Here is a 21,000-nt window from a genome sequence, read left to right on the forward strand (position 1 = left end):
GCCGGAACTTCAAAGCGGCGGCCGTTTACATACGCAATACCTGCGGTCCAAGAAACAGTCAGGCCATCATGCGAGAATTGCAATCCCGCTGTTCCGTTGGGAGAAGCGACAAAATTCCCTCCCCATTCTTTGGCCAAGTTTTCAACAAGTAAATGCGCTTCTGTAATTCCATCTTCCATATGGTTTAGCCGGTCGGCTGTGATGCGCGTCCCCTCTTGTACCAATTCATATAGCGGTCGCCCCGTTTGGGGGTCCGTCTTCTGTTTCCCTGTTTTTGGGTCTAAAATTGGCTTGGTTAAATCGGGGATTTCATCGAGCCAGCTTTGTTTTTTATATGTCATTCGCCTTCACCTCGACAAAAAATTCAAACCCAATTAAAAAACCCTTATCGTTTTTTATAACGTTAAGGGCATTGTTTGCCAGCGTATTGCCGGCCGTATCCATCAAGGAAGCGCCCAGGATTTGCTTTCCCACGGCCTCCGTTTCTGGAACATATACATATTTTCGTACAGAGCGGCCAGAAATGATTGTATTGTGTATCGGATACTGAACAAGCTCCCCCGCGATGTTCACCAGTGCATGATCAAAACGAGCACTCATATCCTGGACTACATAATCAAGCAAAAGCGGCTGAATAATGTCGACCACAACTTATTCCCCCTCTCCCATCGGCACTTCAAAGCCGGTAATTGGTGCATCGACACGATGGTGATATTCCGTCCCGGAAACGGATAGCCCCTGGCTAACGATTTGCCCTGATACTGAAGCTGTCGTCGGCACTTCTAACCCACAGATAGGGAAATCAACGCTATGCTGATAGGCTACTCCTTTGATAAGGATAGGCTTCTCTGCTGTTTTTGCGATAGGTAATGCACGATTAATATGAATCGGACGAATATATTCAAAGTCCTGATGAAGCCGAAACAAATCAATAGCTTGACTCGCCGCATACTCAAAATGAATTTCTTTTGCGAGAAAGTCTTCCTTGACTGCAAGTAACTTTCCATGTTGAGCACCTAACATTCGCAGCACAGGCAGTTTAAACGGGCGCTTTGCCCACTTCTTCTTCCGGATGGCTTCTCGCCGTTCCTCATAGCTTCCTGGCTGCTTCTTACGGAAGTAAATCCAGTCCCATATATCCAGTCCATATGTGGCCCGCCGCAGAATGAATTGATTTCCCAGTTCTTCAATTGTCTTTTGGCGGTCATCCATGACTTCTTCCATGGTGCCAAAATGCGTTTCAGCCATCTCATTCTCATACCAATATGGCGGCAGTACCTCTCGATATCGCAATGGAATCATGACAGCACCATCTCTATGCGTAGTATAGATTTATCAGGGACGATAATATCTTCTGTGTCTCCGTTTAAAGTGAAATTCGAATAATTCTCCACCGTATCGACAAGAAGGAGCGCGGCTATATAGTTATACACCAAAGTAGAACGTCCTTTTGCGTATTCTACAATTCGATTCTTGATTAAATCAGCCAGAGAAGCAGGATCGCTTGTAGTATTCAGGGTAGCTTCCACGCGCAAGGTGAATACAGGCGCTGGATGGGCTTGTAAATCATGACCAGCAATTCGTTTTTCTTCCCACATTGCTTCTTTGACTTGCTCCGCGAATTCTGGCGTTACGGGCTGGCCGTTCATATCGGTCAAGTATAAATCGATAGAATTGTCATGCCGCTCTTTTTCAACGGCTATGGCGCCGCCCACACCCGGAATTTCTTTGGCCCAGGCTTCATAATCTTTTCTTCGCCCGGTTCCTTCCTCGAGAAAAGCATGGTCCAATATACGAAGGCGGAGTAATTCATCATCCTCCCCATCCTTCGGTTCCACTCCCTCTGCCCAGGCATGTGCTTGTAAAAACTCTCCGTCTGCCCATACAGGGAATCCTTGAATAAATGCGTATGTTAAAAGTTCTTGTTGTTCCGCCCATTCTTGAGCGAGAGGAAACCACATGTAATGAAAGTCTTCCCCTTCCCCTGTAGGAGGTGGAGGAGTCCCGTTTTTCTTCGCCAATTCAATCGCTCGATTCACAAAGCGCTGATATATCTCTTCTGCTGTTTCTTCGAGAATTGGCATTGAAGGAAGTTTTGGCAATGCTAAAAGGTTCATACATCAATCACCTCGTCCATCTCTACTGTTCCGGCCAATCCAACAAGCCGAATCCGCACATGTAATTCATTTTTTGAGCGTTCCATAGATAGTACTTCTGCTCGATCGATTTCGGAATGAACCTCTAATGCCTCTTCTATATCGCGCTTGATTTCGATGTCTTCCCAGGCTGGCCATTCCGATTTTTCAACACCAATATCATCTCCGTTCACAGCATACTGAAACCTTTCTGTATTCAATATGCGCATAGCGGTTTGTACCAGATATTCTGCATATGTTTTTGTTCTTCGATATCGTCCATCTTCTTCTTTTAAAAATTGCCGAGCTTTAAAATCCATTACGTATGTCCATTTCTGTTCTGAAGGTATATCCTCGTACAATTCAACTTCTTCCAAATCAGAAAAGTCCATTTGAGGAAACAAAGGTACTGTATCATCCGCCACTGTTCATCACATCCTTTCCATGGACGTAATATCGCTGTCCGGTCAGTCGGGAAACGATCAGCCGGTCGCCCGCTTTTAACGGGCTAGGAATGACGATTGTACCCTGTAGAAAGGAACGGGGAACCTGTTCATATGTTGCGCCGCTCTCATACTCCACACCATTAGCCAGCACACCTGTCACGCTTCCTTTTACTTCTTCCCCTTCCATGTATTGTCCAATTTCAAAGTACGCTTCGACTTTACGATCCTGCAAATACTCAGCAAAAATAAGCCTTTCCTTTTCATACGGGTTCGGGTCACCGTCAACAAGCACCTTCGGATTATCCGGCCAGCTGAGCAGTGTACCGCGTTCCGTATCTCTCGCATCGATATGCCCTGTTATTTTCTCTTTCCAAAGCCCTAACGCTTCCCTAAGCATGATTATTGCCGCCTTTCTAAGTTAAGCTGCACGGTATACATTCCGTTTCTGAATGTCGTTTGTTCACTGACGACTACCCATTTGGATTTATAATTTGTCTCCTGTATGAGTACAAGCCACCCGGCGCGCAAACCACTCAATGTATGATCGGTATGTTTGACGGTAATTTTTTTGGTCTGCTTGGGATTAGAAAGTTCTATGAGCTTTTGGGTAGCGACGGTCGTCGGATTTTCGTTTTCTTCTACTTCAATAATTTCTTCCATACGTCCCAGATTATTGACCGCGCCAGTATTCACTTTCGTTACAGAAGATACCAGTTTATCGTCCTTCCATTTCTGTGCCGTAACGACGGTATAGACGTCCTCTATGGACCCGCCCCGACTGCTGGCCTCCATTTGTTCCCGAATAAAAATCGGCACCCTGGTATTGGTGCCTTCTCGTGCGACGACAATATAGTAGCTCTGGTCGGTGCGAAGGTATTCAAGATAGAAGCGATAGCCGGTATGCTCATACGCTTTTTGAAGCACATCGAGGACGATTTCTGAATGAAAGATAGTTCCATACCGTTCATCGATAGAAAAGCCAAGTGTTGGGCAACGAAAATCAACGCCAGTGCTTTTGATATACTTCTGTAACTCTGCACCTGCCTCTCCTTTCAAATATGGCCGCATTCCTTTGTTTTTAGCTAGATACCAGCCTAATTCCCTGGCTTGCAGCTCCCATTCGTTTGTGAACTCGTTCTCCTCATACGCGATGATCGGACCGTGGAAAAATTGATTTTTTGCATTGAGAAGTGGATTTTGTGTCCGCTTGGCAAAGCACATCAGCATGCCGGCTTCCTGGATAGAAGGTGCGTTCCGCAGCCGCGCCGTCATGCTCCTTGTGATTTCATCTCGATTGGACGACCAGGATAAATCAACCAATGCATCTGTTAACACATGACGGATATTTTGTTTTCCATAGACGACAGCGAAATCTTGCACCTATTTTCCTCCTTTCACCCTGTTATTAGTAGCGCTGATTCTATTCCTTTGGGCAGTATAGTCGAAGGCGCCTTTTTTGTTTGGATCCTCCTTCTTTTTGTTGTTTGTCGTCGTTTTTTTCGTTTCCTTCTTCTTTGTTGTCTTACTAGTGGTGTTCGGTCGGCTCTTTGACGGTTTCGTAATGATAACGCCAGGCTTCAAAAGCTGCTTTGTATTAGAGTAGGTCACAATTTTAACCGGCTTGTATTCTACAAAAGTAAAATTAATATGAAGATTCGCCTGCCCATCCTTGTACGTTGGTTCAATGTTCTCCATCCACATCGTTTGACTGAACAGTGTATCAAAAATCACGACTACCGGTTTGAATTTCCACTGTTCCAGCAGCTTTAATGCCTGCTCAGGCGATTCATATTTAATCGTTTCCGTCCCGGTTTCCCAGATTTCTTGCCAGAAACGTGGAAAAATGGCCGTAAAAGAAACCCGCTTCGCTTTAGAAACGGGTTTACTTGTACGTTCATCACCAGTGATTACGGTAAATGTTTCGATTTCATTTCCGGATTGAATCTGAATCTCCGGAGGAGTCAGAGGAAACGTAAACCGGTTATCGATTTGTGCTAAGGCCAGCATACATTATCCTCCATTCTCCAATGCATAATACAACTCTTCGCCAAAGACTTTTCGGATAAGGGCACGCCCTTGCGGACTGGTCATCATTTGCGCAAAGGCGGAGAAGTCCGTGACCTGCTTCGCTAGTTCGCCAAAGTCCATCGTAATGTTTTGAATGGTAACACCACCAGCTACACGCGGCGTTTGATTCAGCATCTTAGCGATCGGAATTCCGCCGCCTGTAGTAGATTGGCTGCGTGGCATGATATCGATGGAAGCTCGTCCGCGAAGTGGACGGTTCATGGTTCCAGCAATCAAGTTCATTTTCTGTCTGATAGGCCCTTCATCCAAACCACCAGCAAACATGGAGACGAAGTTTCCAGCCCATCTATCTGACTTGCTAGCTGGACCTTCTTTTGTCGGTGAAGAAAATCCGAGGAAATTTTTCACAACGTTTGCAGCACTGGTAACAGCAGAGGTTAATGCCGGGAATTTGCTCCGAATACCAGATACAAACATAGAAATCAGGTTACTGCCCCAACTACTTCCCTGACTCGAAATGTTACGTAATGATTCAAGATGAGCCCTTGTTTGACTTGCTGCTGAACCGGCCGCTGAACTAACATTATGAAAACTATTTCCTGCTTGTTTCAACCCAGAACTAATTTGCTGAGTGCTTTGCGCAGAAGTGGTTCCTAATTTTTTTACGTTCTGCCCTGCATGTTGTGTTGCCCGGGTCACCTGCTCTCCACCACTCTTTGCTGCACCACCAACAGCTTTTATATCATCCTGAGCTTTTTTAGCATCCGTTCCGTTCCACCAGTTGGTTGCTTTGTCTTTCCACGAACTAAAAGTTTCTTTCAGTGAATCAACTTGCTTAACTATGCTGGCGGTCAGACCGCTAGTATCGGCTAATTTGCCGATTTTTTCACCTACCCAGTTACCAGCTGCCGCGCCTGCCATCGTTCCTGCAGGTCCAAGCAAAGAGCCCGCAGCACCGCCGATCGCGCCACCCACAACACCACCAGCCACGGAACCGCCACGGGTCGAAATCGCTTCCCTCCATCCTTCCTGCTTTGCCGTCTGATACAACTCGTAAGCCCCGACACCGGCCGCTGCTGCTGCACCAACAACACCAGCCCCTTTCGCCAATCCTTTGGTTCGACTGAATAGGCCGGAATCTTTTACTCGACCCCATAACCTTTTCTTCTCAGGTTCGGGTTCTGGTCGTTGACTGCGAATAAGGTCTTGTGCGCGATCGCGTGATACGGTCCGTGTCCGGCGTGTAGGAGTCAGGTCTTCACTCTCTCTTCTTCGTCTACCAAGTTCATCTCGAGCATTCCTTCCACGATCCATTCCTGATATCGGTCCATTAATATAGACACGAGTAGCATGAACGGTCATAGATGAGAGAGAGCGAAGTGAGTCCATGTCCTTGTTTCCTCTTAAAGTGAACCGTCTTCGTTCTGAAACCATATCTTCATTTTTTGAACCGGTGACCCAACCTTTTACAGCACTTGCACCTCTACTAATAGCGGTGCCAGTACGTATACCAGCACCGACTATATCTTTGCCGAAATTGACTGCTCCTCTTCCGAAATCAACCATTTTCTTAATGGCGAACGCACTCACAAGGCCGATTATTAGATCGTTTACTGTAGTAAAGTGCTCTTTATAAAAACCTGTTGCTTTTGTAATCGTAGTAGTAAAAAAGCCGAATAAGCTCTGTATTTCGTCTTTGTTTTGCACAAGTAAACTATTGAATTCCTGCATGGTAGGCAATACAGTAACCGCGATATTTCCACCTAACTCTTGCATTAGCAAATCCATCTGGCGTCTGGCTTCGATCATTTCTTGCATAGGATCTGCCGATTTTTGAGCATTTACCATGCGATCAGTCGTACCAGCAATATCGACAGGTGGTTTTTCAAAAGCTGTTTTATAGGTTTTGAGAATGGCATCGCCATTATCTTCAGCAGTAGCAGAACCCAACGCTACAAGAGATGCTTTCAACTCATCTGGCTTTTGACTAGCTAGATCACCAACCAAAGCCATAAGGGCACCTTTTGCCTTTTGAATATCCCCGGAATTAATGTCAGACACAAAGTCATTGGCTTGTCTTTCTGCTTCATCCTTTCCAGCTCCACGCAACTCGAAGTATTTGGCCATATCACCAGCATCCAATGCTTTAACGCCAAACGTCTCTTTGAAGAAATCTGCGGGCTTGTCAAAGTTGAAGCTACCTTCCTGCACACTTTTGACGAGAAAGTTAGACATTTGAGCCGAGGTTGCACCGGTCTTCTTGAAATACCCGCTATATTCCCAGAACGTGTCATATAAGTCCTGTTGTCTGTCACCTACTTGTCTATAAGCGTACATCATGCTGTCGCTGACTTGCTTTGGCGTTTCCTTAAACGTATTGGTTGCTTGTCCAAGAGCGCGGTTGATTTCTTCCCAACTGGCATCTGGCGTAATGTATTTCATTTTTGCTGATGATTCAATGAAGGCTGCGATTTGTGATCGGTCACTTACGACAGGGGCTATATCAGCTACCTGTTTGGCTGCCTCTGCCCTCGATTCAAAGAACCCTTTGCTATATAGGGCATCCGCTTTACTGAGTGCGCTTTTCCTGTCTACTGGTGATAGATATGCTGCGGTTCGTGCTGCCTCATGCGTATATTCGGTAATGCCACCAAATAATGAATCCTTAATACCTCCACCGATAACAAGACCGCCAGCTGTAGCCGCTATAACAGATAATTTAGAATGAATTCCGTCAAGCACTGGGCTAACTTCATCGCGAGCTTGGATATGAATCCGAGCATCACTTAGGCTTTTAACCTCTGCACCTGCACGACTTGCTGCTTCTCGAAAGTGTTCAGCACCTCGTTTTGCATGACTAAAAAGGTCATCGACTTTGGTTCTGGCTAGCCCCCGTACCTCATCTGCAGCAGAACCAACTTGTCTGCCTAAATCTTGTACCGATTCTCTGGCCTTTCTACTACCAGAAACGAAAGTGTCATACATGGTATCGGCAGTGCGTCGCAATCCGCCTATATCGGTTGCTACCCTACGCGAAACAGTACTCATTTTGCTTAAACTTCCGGAAATTAAATCTTTTCCCTGGAAGGTAATTGTTACAGGCATTGTTGCCATTATTTTTCACCTGCCTTATCATTTAGCCATGAGGAGGTGGATAAAATGCATCCGTATGTTGTTGTTTCTTGGATAGTCACTGTTGTATGTGCTTTAGGTGTGGTTTTTACTGCTATTTGTATGGTTCTGCATCCTATTGCCCTAATGAAAGGAATGGACACATCAAAATATCCTTCGTTCTTTAAATGTGTTTTGAATCTTATTTTATTTGTTCTTATGGGCTTTTTATTTTATGGTTGCGCTACATATGATGGATGGAAATAAGGCGCACTCCTTTGAATGCGCCTTTCCCTCATTTATTTCCTCATCGCCCGCTTCATCTCTTCCTCTGCAATCATACTGGCTGCGATACAGAAGTAATATTGACGTTCCTTATCCACTTCGTATGGCAAGACTTCTTCTGGCAAGCGTTTCTGATTAATCCAAAAGGAAGCTACCCAGCTTGCTTCTCCGTCTCGCCGGATGAGTTTTTTGCTTCTTTAATCAACGCTTCCTTCGTATCGGTGAAATTACGGACAGCCTTACTCAGAACAGCGTAATCATCCGGATTGTCCAGCACTCGCGGCGGCAACTCGAATTTCTCGATGCAGTTATAGGCCTTCAGCAGTTCAGCATTGTTCCAATCGAACTCGTGTTCTGTCGCTTTCACAATCATGACGTCGATCTCGTTGTACGTTTCTTTTGGAGAGCCGTCTTCGTTGATAGCCTGTTCAATGGAACGACGTGTTTCCATCGTAGTCAGGCGGCGCACCGACCACTCTTCCCCGTCTGCTTTCACCTTAATAATATCGTCTCGGCGTCCGCCCTTTGCTTTCTCCAAATACTTTTGCAATTTATCGCTCATTGTTCTTCCTCCTTGGAATGGTTTATTTATTGGTGACTTGTAGTAAAAAAAGAGGGCTGCCGCCCTCTTATGCCATATAATCAGGAAACTTACCAACAAAATCAAAGTCCGTTGCCGTTCCGCTCAGTGTGATATCGATGCCCTTGTTTTCATCGATTTTGGCAACCAGGATATCGATGTCATCATGAATATGAATACCGGTAATCAGCACGCGCTCAGTATTGCCAGTCATGATATCTTCCAGACTTCCGGTAATTCGTTCAAGAAACATGGTTTTCCCTGCCTTAAACAAGTCGAGCATTCGATACCGAAGGCGTGATTCCAACTTCGACATAACGAGCTTGACCGGAATTTCATAGCCCACAATCTGTTTTGTTTTAGACATGCGCCGCGCACGGATAATATCGAGTGTTTCCGGCTTCAGAATGACTTCAACTTCCTTAATCGTTTGGATCGGATCGCCGTTATCATCCTGTATAGAAAGATTCCGCCCAATAAGTTCGCGTTCCATGGATTACGCCACCTCCCAATCAATGAAGAATACTTCGATTGCATCGAGCGGCTTCGCAAAGAGTCCGAAATAAGCAAAGTCAAAGTCGCTGACTTTATCTGGATGCTCTCCGAATGTATAATCTGCTGCAATCGCTTTTTGTTGCGCTCGAATTTTCAGGTACTCAAGAACTGCTCCGACAAAGATGGCACGACCATCAGGGTCATTATCCAGCTGTGCGCGATATTTCTTCCCGGCAAAATAGATATCGTTTAGCAACTGATCCATTGTCATGGATACCCTAATTTTCCCGAAGTCCTCTCGCTCGCCGGGTCCAAGCGTCGTTAAAGTGTTTATCGCAGACTCGATAATGTAATCGTATCCGTCACGAGTTGCCATAAGTGTACCTTCTGCCAGTCCCTTCAAGACTTCACTATGACTCCAATCTACCTTCGCTAACTTCAGAGGTACTTTCACGCCCGTAAAGGACTTATTGGCCGGTGTACCTGCCACTAAGCCTGCTACCCAAGCGGCCCACTGGATGGAATTATATTCTTTCCCGTTTACATGCTGACCGGCGATAGAGTTATTAATGACAAACCGGGCATTCATAGCACGAGAACGTTCGTTATGCGCTTCGATATCATCATCTGTTGCTGCAGGCCCAGCAACAACCAATTGCGCCAACTTACGAGCCTTACTTCGACGATCTAACAGCCACTGCTTGCATGCTGCTTGTACGGCTGGATCCGCCGAAGGCAGATAGAAAACATCGAATTCAAGTCCATCTACCCGGTTAAAGATGCTACTCCACTGATTGGCAGTAATCGCAGCGGTCCCTGTTACAGCCCCGGTCAATTTTGTATAGGCGATATCCGCCAGGTCCGCACTTCCGGCACTCTTAAAGCGAACCATATTTGATTTCTTCAACTTTTCTTCCGCTTCGACCTTATCTGCGACTACATATGTCTCAGTGTCATAAATCATCTTAGTATCCCGGACGATAATTTCCTTTTTCGTCGCATCAATAAGATTCGGACGAATCATGTATTCGAAATCTTCGCCGCGTTTTCCTGGGTATCTGGCTTCGATAGTGTAACTGTCCGTTACAGTATGAAAAGCTGCTTTTTCCTGCTCATTTGTTACACGGTAGCCTACAACAGTAGCCCCGTTCTCAGCGGCAAGTTCGATTTCATCCACTAACAAGCCCGTTTCTTTCAATCGTTCTGCTGTATCGGCCATATCTACAGCAAAGTTAGGCTGCCCCCATTCGGCCTGATAGGGAACAAGCACACGCCCAGTGGAAGGTAACACACGCGCTTTTGCTTTGGTCAGCAGCTCCACGTACGCTCCGCTTCTAATCCGTTGAATCGACATTTACTTCCTCCTTCTCCTTCGGATGCAGGTAGGCATCCAGTTTTTGTTTTACTTCCTGCCGGGAGAGTTCATCCCCGTTCTTGCAATCAAAAAGAACGCCGGCCATTTCAAAGCGTTCCACTTTGAATACAGCACTTGCGCTCTCAATCCATTCTTGTTTGGTTCGTTTGTTCATCTCATCCTGCGCTGCAGCAGGAGGTTTCTTTACCCGTTTTTCACTCATGCCTCTACCTCCTCCCCATTTACTTCGACATAAAAGTGATTAATTTTCTCTGGCTTTTTCTCACCAGGTAATTCTATGTTGGTACTCAATAGATAAGAGTACCGGCATTCAAATTCAATTCGGTCTTTGAACGATTGAATGGAAGGCTCTTGCAAGACAAGCATAGTTTTATGAGCTTTGGAAGCAATACAGTACCGATGCTTGCGCAGATAAGAACGAAGCATCTCTACGTCGATTTTGACATAAGGTTGTCCAACGCTCGGATCTTCTATTTTTTTAAATCGAAAGATAAGCCCGACATCCTCAATGATTCGCGCTGACTGAGACGTGTGCATCTTTTCTGATACAATGTCCGTTTCCAACAAAATCACAGGCGGATTCACATGTCCGTTCATCCATAATTCATCGTCTTGGATAATCGGAATCTCTGGATAAAGCTGATACAACAGCTCCGCCCACACCAATTTTGATATTTCACTCATAGAACGCCGCTCAACTCCTTCTCCAGCTTCTGCATAATCAACGCGTTCATACCACCTTCGAACCGGTTAAGCGAGACGTCCACGAATTTGCGACCCATAAAGGTACGAGGCTTGATTCGTCGGCCACGTCGGTCTTTTGTTTTTTTGATTTTATATCCATCATTGACGAATGTTGTGTAGAAAAGCTCTGATCCGACTTCCAATGTAATGGCATTTCGGTCTACATCCCAACGCCAGATGTTTTTGTAGCCGCCTTTTTGAAAGGATTCCTGCATCATTTCAGTACGAATCAAGTCCTGACTTTGAATTTCAGATACGATTTCATTCAACATCTCATCGCCAAGAGAAAGAATAACTTCCTGGATAATGCGCGGTAGATGATCGCGCTGGAGCTTCGTCAGCTTTTTGGCAAACCCATCAAAATCAATGATGGTCATGACCAAGCACCTCCGCCTCAAATGAAACGTCCAACCAATGACGGCAAGACACCACTTCTTTTACAAGGTACTGTCGGCCGCCGAGATGAATTTCATCCCCCAACCGTATGTCTGTATCCAGAGGAACCGCGATTTTTTTCGCTACTTTGAATTCGATCGGTTTTCCATCTGTATCGGATCGAGTCGGATCCGTAAAAAGTGGTTTTCCTAGCACCGTGGCTATCAACTGTTTGCTGGCACTTACCAGATTATAGCTCCCTTTTTGTTCGGTAATGCGATAGATTTGAACGGTAACATCAAACCGGTGCATATCCACCTCTTTTACAATGAGATGGACCTCTTTACTTCGTTCCTCGATATCCTTAACTTCTTCTACGTCGAAGATTTTGTTTCCGTACAGAACCCGCATACCGGATTCAATACCACTTAAATAACGAATAACAATGCGAAGAGATTGCCTGTTATCAAAATAAGCCCATCTGGTTGCCACATCCGTCCACGTCTCCTGCAATCGTGCCCCAGCGACGGTCGTTTGCAGGCGCTGGATAGTAATTCGTTTGTTCATTTTTCCGATTCGCATAATCAAAACACTCGATCCTGCCATAGTAGCGCCTCTACCGAAAACGGTACAGCCGTCGGCATTTGTCCGATTGTGACAGCTTCCCGATTTTCATACCAGTGTCCGATGAGTAGGCGCATGGCTTGTTTTACCGCATCCGGTACCCCAGCGGCATAATCTGTATTTCCATCTGTTATCACCGGTTCATATCCGGCCACAAAGCGAATCGTGACCGGAGATGCCGGGAAAAGGGCGATCTTTGGAGCCGATGTGATAAAAACTCGCCCTGGCTCAGTTGCAGCATCAATGATGTACGCATCTGGACTCAAAGTGTGTTGTTCACCCTTTGCATCACGATACGTAATCGCTTCAACAGAAAGCAACGGCGGCCTTGGTAATTCGATTTGAGCTGGGAATGTATCGAGATACAGCTCCCAAACTTGCGAAACATAGGCGCGCCGTTGAAAGTTTTCGCAGTACTCGCGTGCAGCACGAATCAAACTTTGAATCATAGCGTCTTCATCGTCATATTCTACACGCAAGTGCATTTTTGCCTCTTCAAGTGAGAGAGGCTCTGCCAGAGGAGGGATGACTAACCGCACCATTCCTCACCTCAGTTTCTGTTTTATACTACATCCGGACTGACAAGGATTTTACCAGTGATTCCATCCGGAGCGTCAACAAAATTTATTTCTGGACGACGACGGCCACTGTACAGAATGGCGTAAATATCACCTACGGATGTAGCTACACCGCGTTCTACTACAACACGCAGTTCTTTTCCTTGAATGGTTTGCGGTAAGTGAACTTCTACAAATACCGCTTGTCCATTATGCTGGGTAACGACTGTGGCGCCCTCCAGGTCTTTCCCGCCCTGTTGGACTCTTAAAATGTTCGTCGGGTCTGCCACTTTGATGCTTGTCAAGAACAGACACCCTTCATAGCCTGTAGTGTCCACCGGATTTGATTCAACCGTTCCAGTTGTAGATGTAGTGGACGAGGACAACTTTACAATTTTCACTTCTGTAGAAAGGTTCAATACCCTCACCTCTTTTTGAAATTAAAAAATGGGCGATCCGATTCATTTGGATCAACCCATTTTCAAGCGAACAAATGCTTCTGGCATAACCGGCATACCATCACTTTCCATGCGACCGATAAATCCAGTCTGATTTGATGTAGCAAACAGCTCAAGTAGACGCTGCATTTGGAAATCAAGCGCATCAGCAATCCAGTAGAACTGGAAGTCACCGAGAATACCGATATATTTTCCTCCAGCGATTTCATTTGGTGCGTATTCGCTCATCAAGTACGGAATTTCAAGGATACGATCTGGCGCTCCGTTTGTAATACCTGCCTGCCAGATATACTGACCATTGTTGTCCTTCAACTTGCGAATTTCCTTGATGATGTCACGGTGGAAAATCCATTTCGCGCGTGGTTGATATTGCGGTTTCAAACTGTATTTAGCCTCAATCAAGCTGTCAGCCTTAATAGCCGTAGCTGTATTACCGCCGGAAACGTCACGATCCGTATCGATACCATCTCTGGAAGCAGTGAATAAACCCAGTGGCTTTTTGTCGCCATCCCCTGTCATGTACGCCTTCTCCATTGTGACAGCGAATTTGTATGCTAGACGAGCATTAATCAGGTCTTCTACGTTGATAGCTGATGTACTTAGCAGCTTATTGGAAATTTTCACCCACTTAGCAAGAGGATGCGGTGTCAGTTCACGCTGACCGAATCCGATTGAACCTTCGTTTCCAACTCTCAGCTCTGATGTCCATTCTGCATCATTCATATCTTCTTCAAGCGTTGGAACACCCAAACTTTTCGCTGACTTTAGCTGAATAATACGAGCCAACTGACGCACAACAACAGAGTCGTCAACCTTCTTCAATAGCTCATTTACGAACTGTTTCGGAGCAACAATATAGCCGCCCTTCGTGTCGTTGCCTGCCATGAGGGAACGGAGTTCGTCGCTGCTTACAGCTTCACGACCTCCCATCACATAGCGCATGAAAACATCACGATATTCTTGCGTAGCGCGTGGATCATCACGATTTTCTGTATCGACACCAGGAATTGCACCGGGAGGGTTACGTTCTGGTTCTTTTTCACGCTGTTCGAGTTCACGCTCCAGCTCCAGTTGACGTTCTTCACGGTCGATGTCCTTCTTCAGTTGGTCAACCTCTTGCATAATTCTGTCATACTGTTCTTCTTCTTCTGCTGTCATGCTGCGGTTTTCTTGTTCTGCACCATCAATCAATTGGCGTGCTTCCTGAATCAATGACGCGCGTTTTTGACGCATATCACGAATCTTTTTCATTTATGCCTCCATTTCCGCCAGTGCTAATTGTTTCCGCATGGCTTCAAATTTACGTTTTCTTTGTTCTTCTTCTGCTGCTTTCTGCTTCTCAGTATCGCGAGAAGCAACAAATTTTTCATATGCACGTTTGGCACTGCGCACATCAACAGAGCTATCCGGGTACGCCGGGAATGGTGTCGGTGAAATTTCATATAAATTCACTTCGATCAGAGTACGGATAACATCTGATGGATCATCGTAATCCCACTCATCGCGAACAACCTCAAACCCGAAACTCACCCCGTCTACATCTCCGCGCCGAATCGACTCGGCTGCATCTCTTCCCCATGTTGTGTTTGGTAAGTCAAGTTCAAAGCGAAGGGCCATATCATCTTCCCAGAGACGCAATGTGCGGTTCTTTGTGCTACCGAGAACAAGATCAGAATTGTGATTCCATAATGCTTTGACTACAGATTTGCGTAGCGACTTTTCAAAAGCTCCTTTCCGCACTTTCTCACGGAATCCCCAGAGCGGAACGGATAGCTGTTCGAACATCACGACGTCACCAGTAACTGTGACATTGTCTCCTTCTGCTCGCACCTCAATATTAGAGAGAGTAAACGTTCGCTGTTCAAGTTTTTCGTCCATGGTGTCACCTCCTTTCACATTATCGATTTGCTACAATATCACATTCGCATCCATCGTGAAGAGGTGGATGCGTAATGTTTGTCTTTGGTTTAAGCGGCATTTCATCAGGATGACCAACTACATCCTCGCCTGCAGCCACAAAAGCCTGATCAATACCGATGACTTTTCCATCCAAACGCTTACAGAAGTCGCAAACTTCCCCGCTTGAGGTCACCCACACGAGTTCACGCACGCCGTATTTCTTGTATGCTGCTTTTGCGATAGCATTAGCCGCCCGGGTTGATTCTCGCTTTGCTTCCTGTTCTGGCCGCTTTTCTTTCCAACGTTTAGTTTCTTTTTCAATGGCTTCTACAAGATCCATACTATTGGCTAATCCATCGTCGATCGTTTTTGCGATTCGCTTTTGGGACTTTGCGATATAGCGTAGGGCCATAGAAGCGACAATTGCAGCAATAAATGTTTGAAGGGAAACTTCTTCTTCTACTTCCAGCTCATCTGCAACGCTCTGCACAATGATATCTGCGAATGACAAGACGACCGGCATCATTTCTTCTTCAAAGTAACCTTGGAAATCCTCGTAGTATTCGCCAAGCCATAGGTTGAACAGGTCAATGTTTCGCTGTTGGAATGACTCTTTTGCTTTATGGAGAATGTCGTCCGCTTCTTTTTCAGCAATTCGCTTGTAAGCTCGAGCAAACATCTTTTGATAGTTTTTTTTCGATCGACTGCGTATCTCATGAATTTTCCGCTGTCGTAACCGACGCAATTGAGCTTCATGTTTTATTCGCTGCGACCGTTCTTCCTGCGCTCCATTTGGATCGTCGATCTGCGTATCTGGCCCATCAATGACATACTGTGCTGGCACCATGTTCAGAGGAAGCAGATACACTTTCCCTTGTCCATCCGGCAGAGGATTCATATCTTCGAGTTCTCTGATATCGTCAGCACTCAGCCAGCCATTCTGTCTACCAATGGAATAAGCTTCGTATCGACTCTTGATATCCCCTCGAAGCAGACCGTCAATCACATGACTGACGAAAAAGCTCTTTCTCTCTTCTTCTGTAAACAAGTCCTTCTGCATCTGCTGTTCCCAGCGCACGAGCCATGGACGAATGGTATGAGTTACGAATTCGATAGACTGATGCTCGATGTTAGAGAAAGTGGCTCGCTCCAAATCAGCAAGCATATGTGGTGGAACACGAAAAAAACGCGCGATTTCAGATATCTGAAACTTGCGCGTTTCCAAAAACTGAGCATCATTTGGTGGAATCATGTTCTTTGCGAACGTCATTCCCTCTTCGAGTAACATCATACGATGTGCTTTGCCCAGTCCTTCGTACTTTTCTTCCAGTGATTTCTTTAGTCGATTAAACGCATCATCGCCAAGTTTCCCCGGATGCGTCACCACAGCGCCAACATTTGTCCCATTTTTAAAGAAGTCCGTCCCGAACTTTTCAGCATACATGGCTAGTTCGAATGATTTCTTTGCCAACTGAATTGGAGAATACCCTACTAAGCCATCGAAGCCAAAGCCTGGGATATGAAGTACTCGATCCGATGGCAATCGTATCTTTTGTCCACCAATCGTCGTTTCATAATACAGCTTTTTTGTTCCAGGTTCGCGTACCGGTTTGGTTCGATCCGGAAGCAACGGCCATAAACCGCGTATGCGACCGCCTTTATCATACTCAATCTCAGAATATCCATTCCCCCATAACAAAATATGGGCCTGTATTGTTTCTCGATAGGTAAAGGCAGTCATTTCTTCGTTTGCTACATTGTGCAGAACATCATATAATGGGTGGTCTTTTGCCTTTTCTTTGCCATAATCCAGATGCCTGTACACATTCAGCGGTAAGGAAGCGATTGTTTCAGACAGAATACGCACGCAAGCATATACCGCTGCTATTTGCATGGAGTTATTTTCGTTAGCTGTAATAATTTCGGCAGCATCCTGTCCCCTTGCCCAATCGGAAATGGAGCTTCGAACCGAAAGAAACGGTTTAAATATTCTCGATAAACTCGGAAACTTCAAGTGTTTCACCCCCTTAAATCGTCCGTATGTCTTGATGCTCGTAGATAGAGGTGCGATCTTCATGTCTCATTGCCCGATCCAGAGCCATCACAAGCGCTACAATGCCGTCAATCTTCCCTTGAGAGTCAGCTTTACTTGGTTTTATGTTTCCGGCAGGGTCCATTTTGACCGCAAGATTGTCTGCCATCCAACGCAAAATGGGATTTCCGCCATGATTTATTTTTTTCTTTAATAATCTGCGTTCAAATTCTTTCATAGGAACGGCATAACTCATAAAACCTTGTCCCATCGGAACGATTGTTATACCTTCTTCTTCGATTTCCATTGCAATTTGATAGCCCTGAAATAGTCTATCAACGTTCATATCGATTAACTTGAACGTTCGAGCGTCTTTGAAGATTTGTTCTTTGATGAATTCATAATCGATTGCATCGCCCGGCGTAGCATATAGAAGACCTTGCTTTTCCCACGCTTGATACTGAGCATGATAACGGTTTTCTCTGTCGTACAATCGAGATTCTGGGCACCAGAAGCGAGCAACAATATCAATTTTCTCCTGATCTTTTTCATCCGGAAACGCCATAACCCATGCTGTAATGTCAGACACAGAAGAAAGGTCGAGTCCACCGTAGCATTTGCGGCCAGCCAATGCGCTTTCGTCAACCACGCCGCCATTTTCATCCCACAATTTTAGATTTATCCAGCGATTAGCTTGTTGTGTCCAGACATTCAGGCGTTTTGTAAGGAAATTGTTCTGCGCAGTCGGCAATTCCTGCGCTTTTTTACACAACCTCGCCAAGTCGTCTTCTTTGATTGAGATCCCGAAATTAGGATTTGCCTTTTTCCATGCGATAGGGTCTGTCCAATCATCATCTTTATCAATCGTCGAGATGAAGGTAAAGTATGTGTCGTCCTCTATCGTGCCGTTCAAAATCTTTTCAGCATATTCATGCTGTTCGTAGCAAATAGAAGTCTGGTTAAATCCAGCTGTTGTAATGGCCAACATCAAAGGCTGCCGTCTTGCACCCGTAGCTGTCTCCAACACATCCCATAAATCACGGGTTTTGTGGGCGTGCAGCTCGTCAACGATAGCCCCATGAACATTAAGACCGTCCGACGTGTCAGCATCAGCACCGAGCGGAACATAAAATGAGTTGGTTTTCAAGACATGAAGGTTGTCTTTGAAGATTCCTACCCGCTTACGCAGTGCCGGTGATGAACGGACCATCCTTGTAGACTCGCCATGTGTGATTTTTGCTTGGTCGCGCTTCGTTGCTGCAGTATAAATCTCCGCACCTGGCTCATCATCAGCCACTAGAAGATATAATCCAATTCCGGAACTGAACGTACTCTTCCCATTCTTCCGTGGAATTTCAATGTAGGCTGTGCGAAACCGACGCATACCATCTTTTTTCTGCTTCCAACCAAATATAGATCCGACAATGAACTTCTGCCACGGTTCAAGCCAAAAAGACCGTCCCGCCCATTCTCCTTTGCTATGTTTCAGATAATCAAAGAATTCAATTGCATGGTCAGCTGCTTCTTCATCAAAGTAGTACCCTCGTTTCTTTGCTGTTTTCAAATCATCTAGATGGCGCTGGCATGCTTGAATTACAAACTGGCATGCAAGAACTTTTCCTTTCACAACCGATTCGGCATATTTGGTTACGTCATGTTTTTTTCTTGCCACGTTTTAGGAAATCCTCAAAATCATCTTGCTCTTCCTCTGATGGAAGAGTCATACGCGTCCTTGACGATGGGGTAAAGCCGAATTCGGTGCAGAACATCTTAATTTGTTTTAGCGCCTTTTCCTGTATCGCGATTTCAGGGATGACAATTTCGTTGGTACTACCATTCTTGTTTGTATATTCGTATGTCAGCTTCCCATACTTTTTCAGGTGTTCGTTAATTTTCTTTGTCGCCGTGACCCAGAGTGAGTATGCCTGGCAATATGCTGCTAGTGTTGCACCATCAACAATTGTCAGAAGCCCAAGCCTTTCCAGTTCAGGCGCTACTCTCTTCCATTCTCGCTTTGCTTCTGAATCAAGAAAGGTCGGACATTTCGGAGCGACTGCTTTCGGCTTTGGTTCATTCTTATTCAATGGCCGTTTGCCCGGGTTTCCCTGAATCACTTTTAGGCTCGTCGGCTTCGGCGGACGTCCCGGTCCAGCCATACAAATCCCTCCTTTCGGGGTTACCCCCCTTAGCGAATTTCGCGGCGGTACGAAGAAGACGGCCGGCGCGGTCCCTAGAAAATTTTTTCTAGCTTTTTGACCCCCCTATCCCTTCAACGCATCCGCTTTTAACATTAGCACTACGAACTTTCCCATTGCTTGTTCTAACTGCGCCTCATCCTCATTTTCCATAGCTGTTACTATCTCTCCTGATGTATCCCTGAGTTTCTTAAAGAATTCCAAAGTTTCCATTCTTAAACCCTCCATCTTCTTTGGCAGTCTTGATATCATGATGCATTTTACAAAGTGGCTGCCAGTTATCTTCATTCCAAAATAGTTCCTAGTTACCTTTATGTGGTGCGATGTGGTCAACTACATCCGCCGCTACCGTTTTACCTTCTTTCTGGCACTCTCTGCATAGTGGATTGCGTACCAGATACATCTGCCTTGCTTTTCTCCACCTAGCATCATAGCCGCGCTGAGAAGCTGATCCCCTGTCTTTGTCATACAACCGCCTTGCCTTTTTCCTATGTTCCTCACAATACCTGTCAGTTGTGGTATTCGGACACATAGGAAAAGAGCATGACCGCTTCATCTTCTTTGCCATCTACATCACCACCCACCTCCAAGGCAAAATAAAAAGCCACTCCGAAGAGTGACTTGGAATTTTTTACTTAAAACGTGAAACTTTTTTACTAAAAAACCCGTATAATTAGGTCAACAGCATGAAGTACAACCGGTCTATCTTATAAAATTTAAGAAGGAGGCTGTACCACATTGTTTGATCACACGCATTATGTACCTATTTTAAAGTGGAAAAGAGGTGAACAAAAAGCTCTAGAAAAATTAAATATGTCTCATAAAGCAGGTATGACACCTTTAATTGAGATTCAGCCGGTACCTTATGATCACCAAAAAAGCGACTTTAAAAAAACAGTCGATGAGCACCTTAAAGATGTTGGTACACAAGTAAAAGATTCATGGAATCAAAATCGACCTATTTTTGTTGAAGTTAACACTTTATACGATAATGAGGATTTTGATGAACAAACCCTTCAAAATGGACAACATCCTGTAGAATTCGTAATTGATTCTATAGAATCAAATGGAACACCAGCAATTCCGGTTACAGGAATTTACCGCTATCAGCAATTTCACGATGCTATAAAAAAGGTAATTAAAAAATATAAACGTGGCGTCTGCCTTCGTTTAGATGATAGTGATTTATCCGATTTAAACTCATTAAACGCTGATATCAATACAGTATTAGACTTTTTAGAAATCATCCCTGAAGAAGTCGATATTATTTTGGACTACAAGTATATCTCCCATAAACAAAAAAACCATTTACTTTCTAGTACTATCCTGACTATAGGTGAACCTCTCTCCAATAAATTGGAGAGCTTCTCGCTTCATCGAGCCGACTATTGTCGCACTCTCCACGAAGGCTAGTTCCTAGCCTAGCGTGTCTTACGACACGTTTTGTAGTTGTTGTACTGCCCGTTTGAGAATGTTTTTGGCGGCATTTACATCACGGTCACATTCAAATCCACAAGAAGGGCAATGATGTGTCCGTACAGCCAATGTTTTCTTTACGATTTCATCGCAGCTTGAGCATTGTTGACTTGTGTTTCGTGGATCAACCAGAACAACACGCTTACCAGCACTTTCAGCCTTGTAAGTGGTGAACTGTACAAGTT

27 protein-coding genes and 1 pseudogene are annotated in these 21,000 nt (G+C 45.1%); 2 read left to right on the top strand and 26 right to left on the bottom strand.

Annotated elements, in window-relative coordinates; translation table 11 throughout:
* From BLR88_RS16835 to BLR88_RS16875, 9 genes and pseudogenes are all read right to left on the bottom strand, one after another.
* Nucleotides 1-341, bottom strand: a pseudogene (locus BLR88_RS16835) (hypothetical protein); the annotation flags it as partial.
* A complete protein-coding gene (locus BLR88_RS16840; RefSeq protein ID WP_091261330.1) occupies nt 331-648 on the bottom strand; it encodes a hypothetical protein in 318 nt (105 codons plus the stop codon). The pseudogene BLR88_RS16835 and the gene BLR88_RS16840, both read right to left, overlap by 11 nt.
* Nucleotides 649-651: 3 nt before the next feature.
* Nucleotides 652-1,302, bottom strand: a complete 651-nt coding sequence (locus tag BLR88_RS16845; RefSeq protein ID WP_091261332.1) for a DUF2313 domain-containing protein — start codon at nt 1,300-1,302, stop codon at nt 652-654.
* Nucleotides 1,299-2,117 (bottom strand): baseplate J/gp47 family protein, encoded by an 819-nt coding sequence (locus tag BLR88_RS16850; protein ID WP_091261334.1) that lies wholly within the window; start codon nt 2,115-2,117, stop codon nt 1,299-1,301. The genes BLR88_RS16845 and BLR88_RS16850 overlap by 4 nt, the downstream gene beginning before the upstream one ends.
* Entirely contained in the window at nt 2,114-2,560 is a 447-nt protein-coding gene (locus BLR88_RS16855; protein WP_254778355.1) for a DUF2634 domain-containing protein, read from the bottom strand. The genes BLR88_RS16850 and BLR88_RS16855 overlap by 4 nt, the downstream gene beginning before the upstream one ends.
* Nucleotides 2,550-2,978 (bottom strand): hypothetical protein, encoded by a 429-nt coding sequence (locus BLR88_RS16860; protein ID WP_091261336.1) that lies wholly within the window; start codon nt 2,976-2,978, stop codon nt 2,550-2,552. Before BLR88_RS16860 ends, BLR88_RS16855 begins: the two co-directional genes overlap by 11 nt.
* Nucleotides 2,979-2,980: 2 nt before the next feature.
* The gene (locus BLR88_RS16865; protein WP_091261338.1) at nt 2,981-3,961 is read right to left on the bottom strand and encodes an XkdQ/YqbQ family protein; all 981 of its coding nucleotides are present in this window, start codon (nt 3,959-3,961) and stop codon (nt 2,981-2,983) included.
* A complete protein-coding gene (locus BLR88_RS16870) occupies nt 3,962-4,588 on the bottom strand; it encodes a hypothetical protein (protein ID WP_091261340.1) in 627 nt (208 codons plus the stop codon).
* 3 nt (nt 4,589-4,591) lie between these two features.
* Nucleotides 4,592-7,723, bottom strand: a complete 3,132-nt coding sequence (locus BLR88_RS16875) for a hypothetical protein (RefSeq protein ID WP_091261341.1) — start codon at nt 7,721-7,723, stop codon at nt 4,592-4,594.
* Nucleotides 7,724-7,768: 45 nt separating this feature from the next.
* Here BLR88_RS16875 and BLR88_RS16880 point away from each other — a divergent pair, with 45 nt between their 5' ends.
* On the top strand, nt 7,769-7,987 hold the full coding sequence (locus BLR88_RS16880; RefSeq protein WP_091261343.1) for a hypothetical protein: 219 nt from the start codon (nt 7,769-7,771) through the stop codon (nt 7,985-7,987).
* A gap of 169 nt (nt 7,988-8,156) precedes the next feature.
* Here the strand turns inward: BLR88_RS16880 and BLR88_RS16885 are convergent, their stop codons facing one another.
* The 16 genes from BLR88_RS16885 to BLR88_RS16955 form a co-directional block, all read right to left on the bottom strand.
* The gene (locus tag BLR88_RS16885) at nt 8,157-8,567 is read right to left on the bottom strand and encodes a hypothetical protein (RefSeq protein ID WP_091261345.1); all 411 of its coding nucleotides are present in this window, start codon (nt 8,565-8,567) and stop codon (nt 8,157-8,159) included.
* A 67-nt stretch (nt 8,568-8,634) separates the two neighbouring features.
* Nucleotides 8,635-9,078, bottom strand: a complete 444-nt coding sequence (locus BLR88_RS16890; RefSeq protein WP_091261347.1) for a phage tail tube protein — start codon at nt 9,076-9,078, stop codon at nt 8,635-8,637.
* Nucleotides 9,079-9,081: 3 nt separating this feature from the next.
* Complete coding sequence (locus BLR88_RS16895) at nt 9,082-10,434, bottom strand: phage tail sheath subtilisin-like domain-containing protein (protein ID WP_091261349.1); 1,353 nt, start codon at nt 10,432-10,434, stop codon at nt 9,082-9,084.
* On the bottom strand, nt 10,415-10,657 hold the full coding sequence (locus BLR88_RS16900; protein ID WP_254778357.1) for a hypothetical protein: 243 nt from the start codon (nt 10,655-10,657) through the stop codon (nt 10,415-10,417). The genes BLR88_RS16895 and BLR88_RS16900 overlap by 20 nt, the downstream gene beginning before the upstream one ends.
* On the bottom strand, nt 10,654-11,139 hold the full coding sequence (locus tag BLR88_RS16905; protein ID WP_091261351.1) for a hypothetical protein: 486 nt from the start codon (nt 11,137-11,139) through the stop codon (nt 10,654-10,656). The genes BLR88_RS16900 and BLR88_RS16905 overlap by 4 nt, the downstream gene beginning before the upstream one ends.
* Nucleotides 11,136-11,576 (bottom strand): HK97 gp10 family phage protein, encoded by a 441-nt coding sequence (locus tag BLR88_RS16910; RefSeq protein ID WP_091261353.1) that lies wholly within the window; start codon nt 11,574-11,576, stop codon nt 11,136-11,138. Before BLR88_RS16910 ends, BLR88_RS16905 begins: the two co-directional genes overlap by 4 nt.
* Nucleotides 11,563-12,180 (bottom strand): head-tail adaptor protein, encoded by a 618-nt coding sequence (locus BLR88_RS16915; RefSeq protein ID WP_091261355.1) that lies wholly within the window; start codon nt 12,178-12,180, stop codon nt 11,563-11,565. Before BLR88_RS16915 ends, BLR88_RS16910 begins: the two co-directional genes overlap by 14 nt.
* Nucleotides 12,159-12,737, bottom strand: a complete 579-nt coding sequence (locus tag BLR88_RS16920; protein ID WP_217639403.1) for a head-tail connector protein — start codon at nt 12,735-12,737, stop codon at nt 12,159-12,161. Before BLR88_RS16920 ends, BLR88_RS16915 begins: the two co-directional genes overlap by 22 nt.
* Before the next feature lie 23 nt (nt 12,738-12,760).
* Entirely contained in the window at nt 12,761-13,156 is a 396-nt protein-coding gene (locus tag BLR88_RS16925) for a hypothetical protein (protein ID WP_139185016.1), read from the bottom strand.
* A 69-nt stretch (nt 13,157-13,225) separates the two neighbouring features.
* Nucleotides 13,226-14,464, bottom strand: coding sequence for a phage major capsid protein (locus BLR88_RS16930; RefSeq protein WP_091261361.1), 1,239 nt, complete (start codon nt 14,462-14,464; stop codon nt 13,226-13,228).
* A complete protein-coding gene (locus BLR88_RS16935; protein WP_091261363.1) occupies nt 14,465-15,091 on the bottom strand; it encodes an HK97 family phage prohead protease in 627 nt (208 codons plus the stop codon).
* A 19-nt stretch (nt 15,092-15,110) separates the two neighbouring features.
* On the bottom strand, nt 15,111-17,126 hold the full coding sequence (locus BLR88_RS16940) for a phage portal protein (protein ID WP_175493668.1): 2,016 nt from the start codon (nt 17,124-17,126) through the stop codon (nt 15,111-15,113).
* Between the two features lie 13 nt (nt 17,127-17,139).
* Complete coding sequence (locus BLR88_RS16945) at nt 17,140-18,816, bottom strand: terminase large subunit (protein WP_091261366.1); 1,677 nt, start codon at nt 18,814-18,816, stop codon at nt 17,140-17,142.
* Nucleotides 18,797-19,300, bottom strand: a complete 504-nt coding sequence (locus BLR88_RS16950; RefSeq protein WP_091261367.1) for a phage terminase small subunit P27 family — start codon at nt 19,298-19,300, stop codon at nt 18,797-18,799. Before BLR88_RS16950 ends, BLR88_RS16945 begins: the two co-directional genes overlap by 20 nt.
* 105 nt (nt 19,301-19,405) lie before the next feature.
* Entirely contained in the window at nt 19,406-19,552 is a 147-nt protein-coding gene (locus tag BLR88_RS19740) for a hypothetical protein (RefSeq protein WP_175493669.1), read from the bottom strand.
* Nucleotides 19,553-19,640: 88 nt separating this feature from the next.
* Complete coding sequence (locus BLR88_RS16955) at nt 19,641-19,907, bottom strand: HNH endonuclease (protein ID WP_322787684.1); 267 nt, start codon at nt 19,905-19,907, stop codon at nt 19,641-19,643.
* 170 nt (nt 19,908-20,077) lie between these two features.
* Here BLR88_RS16955 and BLR88_RS16960 point away from each other — a divergent pair, with 170 nt between their 5' ends.
* Complete coding sequence (locus BLR88_RS16960) at nt 20,078-20,752, top strand: beta family protein (protein WP_091261369.1); 675 nt, start codon at nt 20,078-20,080, stop codon at nt 20,750-20,752.
* Between the two features lie 18 nt (nt 20,753-20,770).
* Here the strand turns inward: BLR88_RS16960 and BLR88_RS16965 are convergent.
* A partial coding sequence (locus tag BLR88_RS16965) for a zinc ribbon domain-containing protein (protein WP_139185017.1) occupies nt 20,771-21,000 on the bottom strand: 230 nt, incomplete at its 5' end.

The organism is Aneurinibacillus thermoaerophilus, from assembly GCF_900099925.1.
In the GTDB taxonomy this organism is placed as follows: Bacteria; Bacillota; Bacilli; order Aneurinibacillales; family Aneurinibacillaceae; genus Aneurinibacillus; species Aneurinibacillus thermoaerophilus.

What these genes read in the sequence shown, in the direction of transcription:
- BLR88_RS16955 (WP_322787684.1), bottom strand. Translation starts at nt 19,907, where the DNA reads ATGGCAAAGAAGATGAAGCGGTCATGCTCTTTTCCTATGTGTCCGAAT.
- BLR88_RS16895 (WP_091261349.1), bottom strand. Translation starts at nt 10,434, where the DNA reads ATGTCGATTCAACGGATTAGAAGCGGAGCGTACGTGGAGCTGCTGACC.
- BLR88_RS16870 (WP_091261340.1), bottom strand. Translation starts at nt 4,588, where the DNA reads ATGCTGGCCTTAGCACAAATCGATAACCGGTTTACGTTTCCTCTGACT.
- BLR88_RS16845 (WP_091261332.1), bottom strand. Translation starts at nt 1,302, where the DNA reads ATGATTCCATTGCGATATCGAGAGGTACTGCCGCCATATTGGTATGAG.
- BLR88_RS16860 (WP_091261336.1), bottom strand. Translation starts at nt 2,978, where the DNA reads ATGCTTAGGGAAGCGTTAGGGCTTTGGAAAGAGAAAATAACAGGGCAT.
- BLR88_RS16935 (WP_091261363.1), bottom strand. Translation starts at nt 15,091, where the DNA reads ATGGACGAAAAACTTGAACAGCGAACGTTTACTCTCTCTAATATTGAG.
- BLR88_RS16890 (WP_091261347.1), bottom strand. Translation starts at nt 9,078, where the DNA reads ATGGAACGCGAACTTATTGGGCGGAATCTTTCTATACAGGATGATAAC.
- BLR88_RS16910 (WP_091261353.1), bottom strand. Translation starts at nt 11,576, where the DNA reads ATGACCATCATTGATTTTGATGGGTTTGCCAAAAAGCTGACGAAGCTC.
- BLR88_RS16900 (WP_254778357.1), bottom strand. Translation starts at nt 10,657, where the DNA reads ATGAGTGAAAAACGGGTAAAGAAACCTCCTGCTGCAGCGCAGGATGAG.
- BLR88_RS16950 (WP_091261367.1), bottom strand. Translation starts at nt 19,300, where the DNA reads ATGGCTGGACCGGGACGTCCGCCGAAGCCGACGAGCCTAAAAGTGATT.
- BLR88_RS16850 (WP_091261334.1), bottom strand. Translation starts at nt 2,117, where the DNA reads ATGAACCTTTTAGCATTGCCAAAACTTCCTTCAATGCCAATTCTCGAA.
- BLR88_RS16885 (WP_091261345.1), bottom strand. Translation starts at nt 8,567, where the DNA reads ATGAGCGATAAATTGCAAAAGTATTTGGAGAAAGCAAAGGGCGGACGC.
- BLR88_RS16875 (WP_091261341.1), bottom strand. Translation starts at nt 7,723, where the DNA reads ATGGCAACAATGCCTGTAACAATTACCTTCCAGGGAAAAGATTTAATT.
- BLR88_RS19740 (WP_175493669.1), bottom strand. Translation starts at nt 19,552, where the DNA reads ATGGAAACTTTGGAATTCTTTAAGAAACTCAGGGATACATCAGGAGAG.
- BLR88_RS16905 (WP_091261351.1), bottom strand. Translation starts at nt 11,139, where the DNA reads ATGAGTGAAATATCAAAATTGGTGTGGGCGGAGCTGTTGTATCAGCTT.
- BLR88_RS16915 (WP_091261355.1), bottom strand. Translation starts at nt 12,180, where the DNA reads ATGGCAGGATCGAGTGTTTTGATTATGCGAATCGGAAAAATGAACAAA.
- BLR88_RS16930 (WP_091261361.1), bottom strand. Translation starts at nt 14,464, where the DNA reads ATGAAAAAGATTCGTGATATGCGTCAAAAACGCGCGTCATTGATTCAG.
- BLR88_RS16880 (WP_091261343.1), top strand. Translation starts at nt 7,769, where the DNA reads ATGCATCCGTATGTTGTTGTTTCTTGGATAGTCACTGTTGTATGTGCT.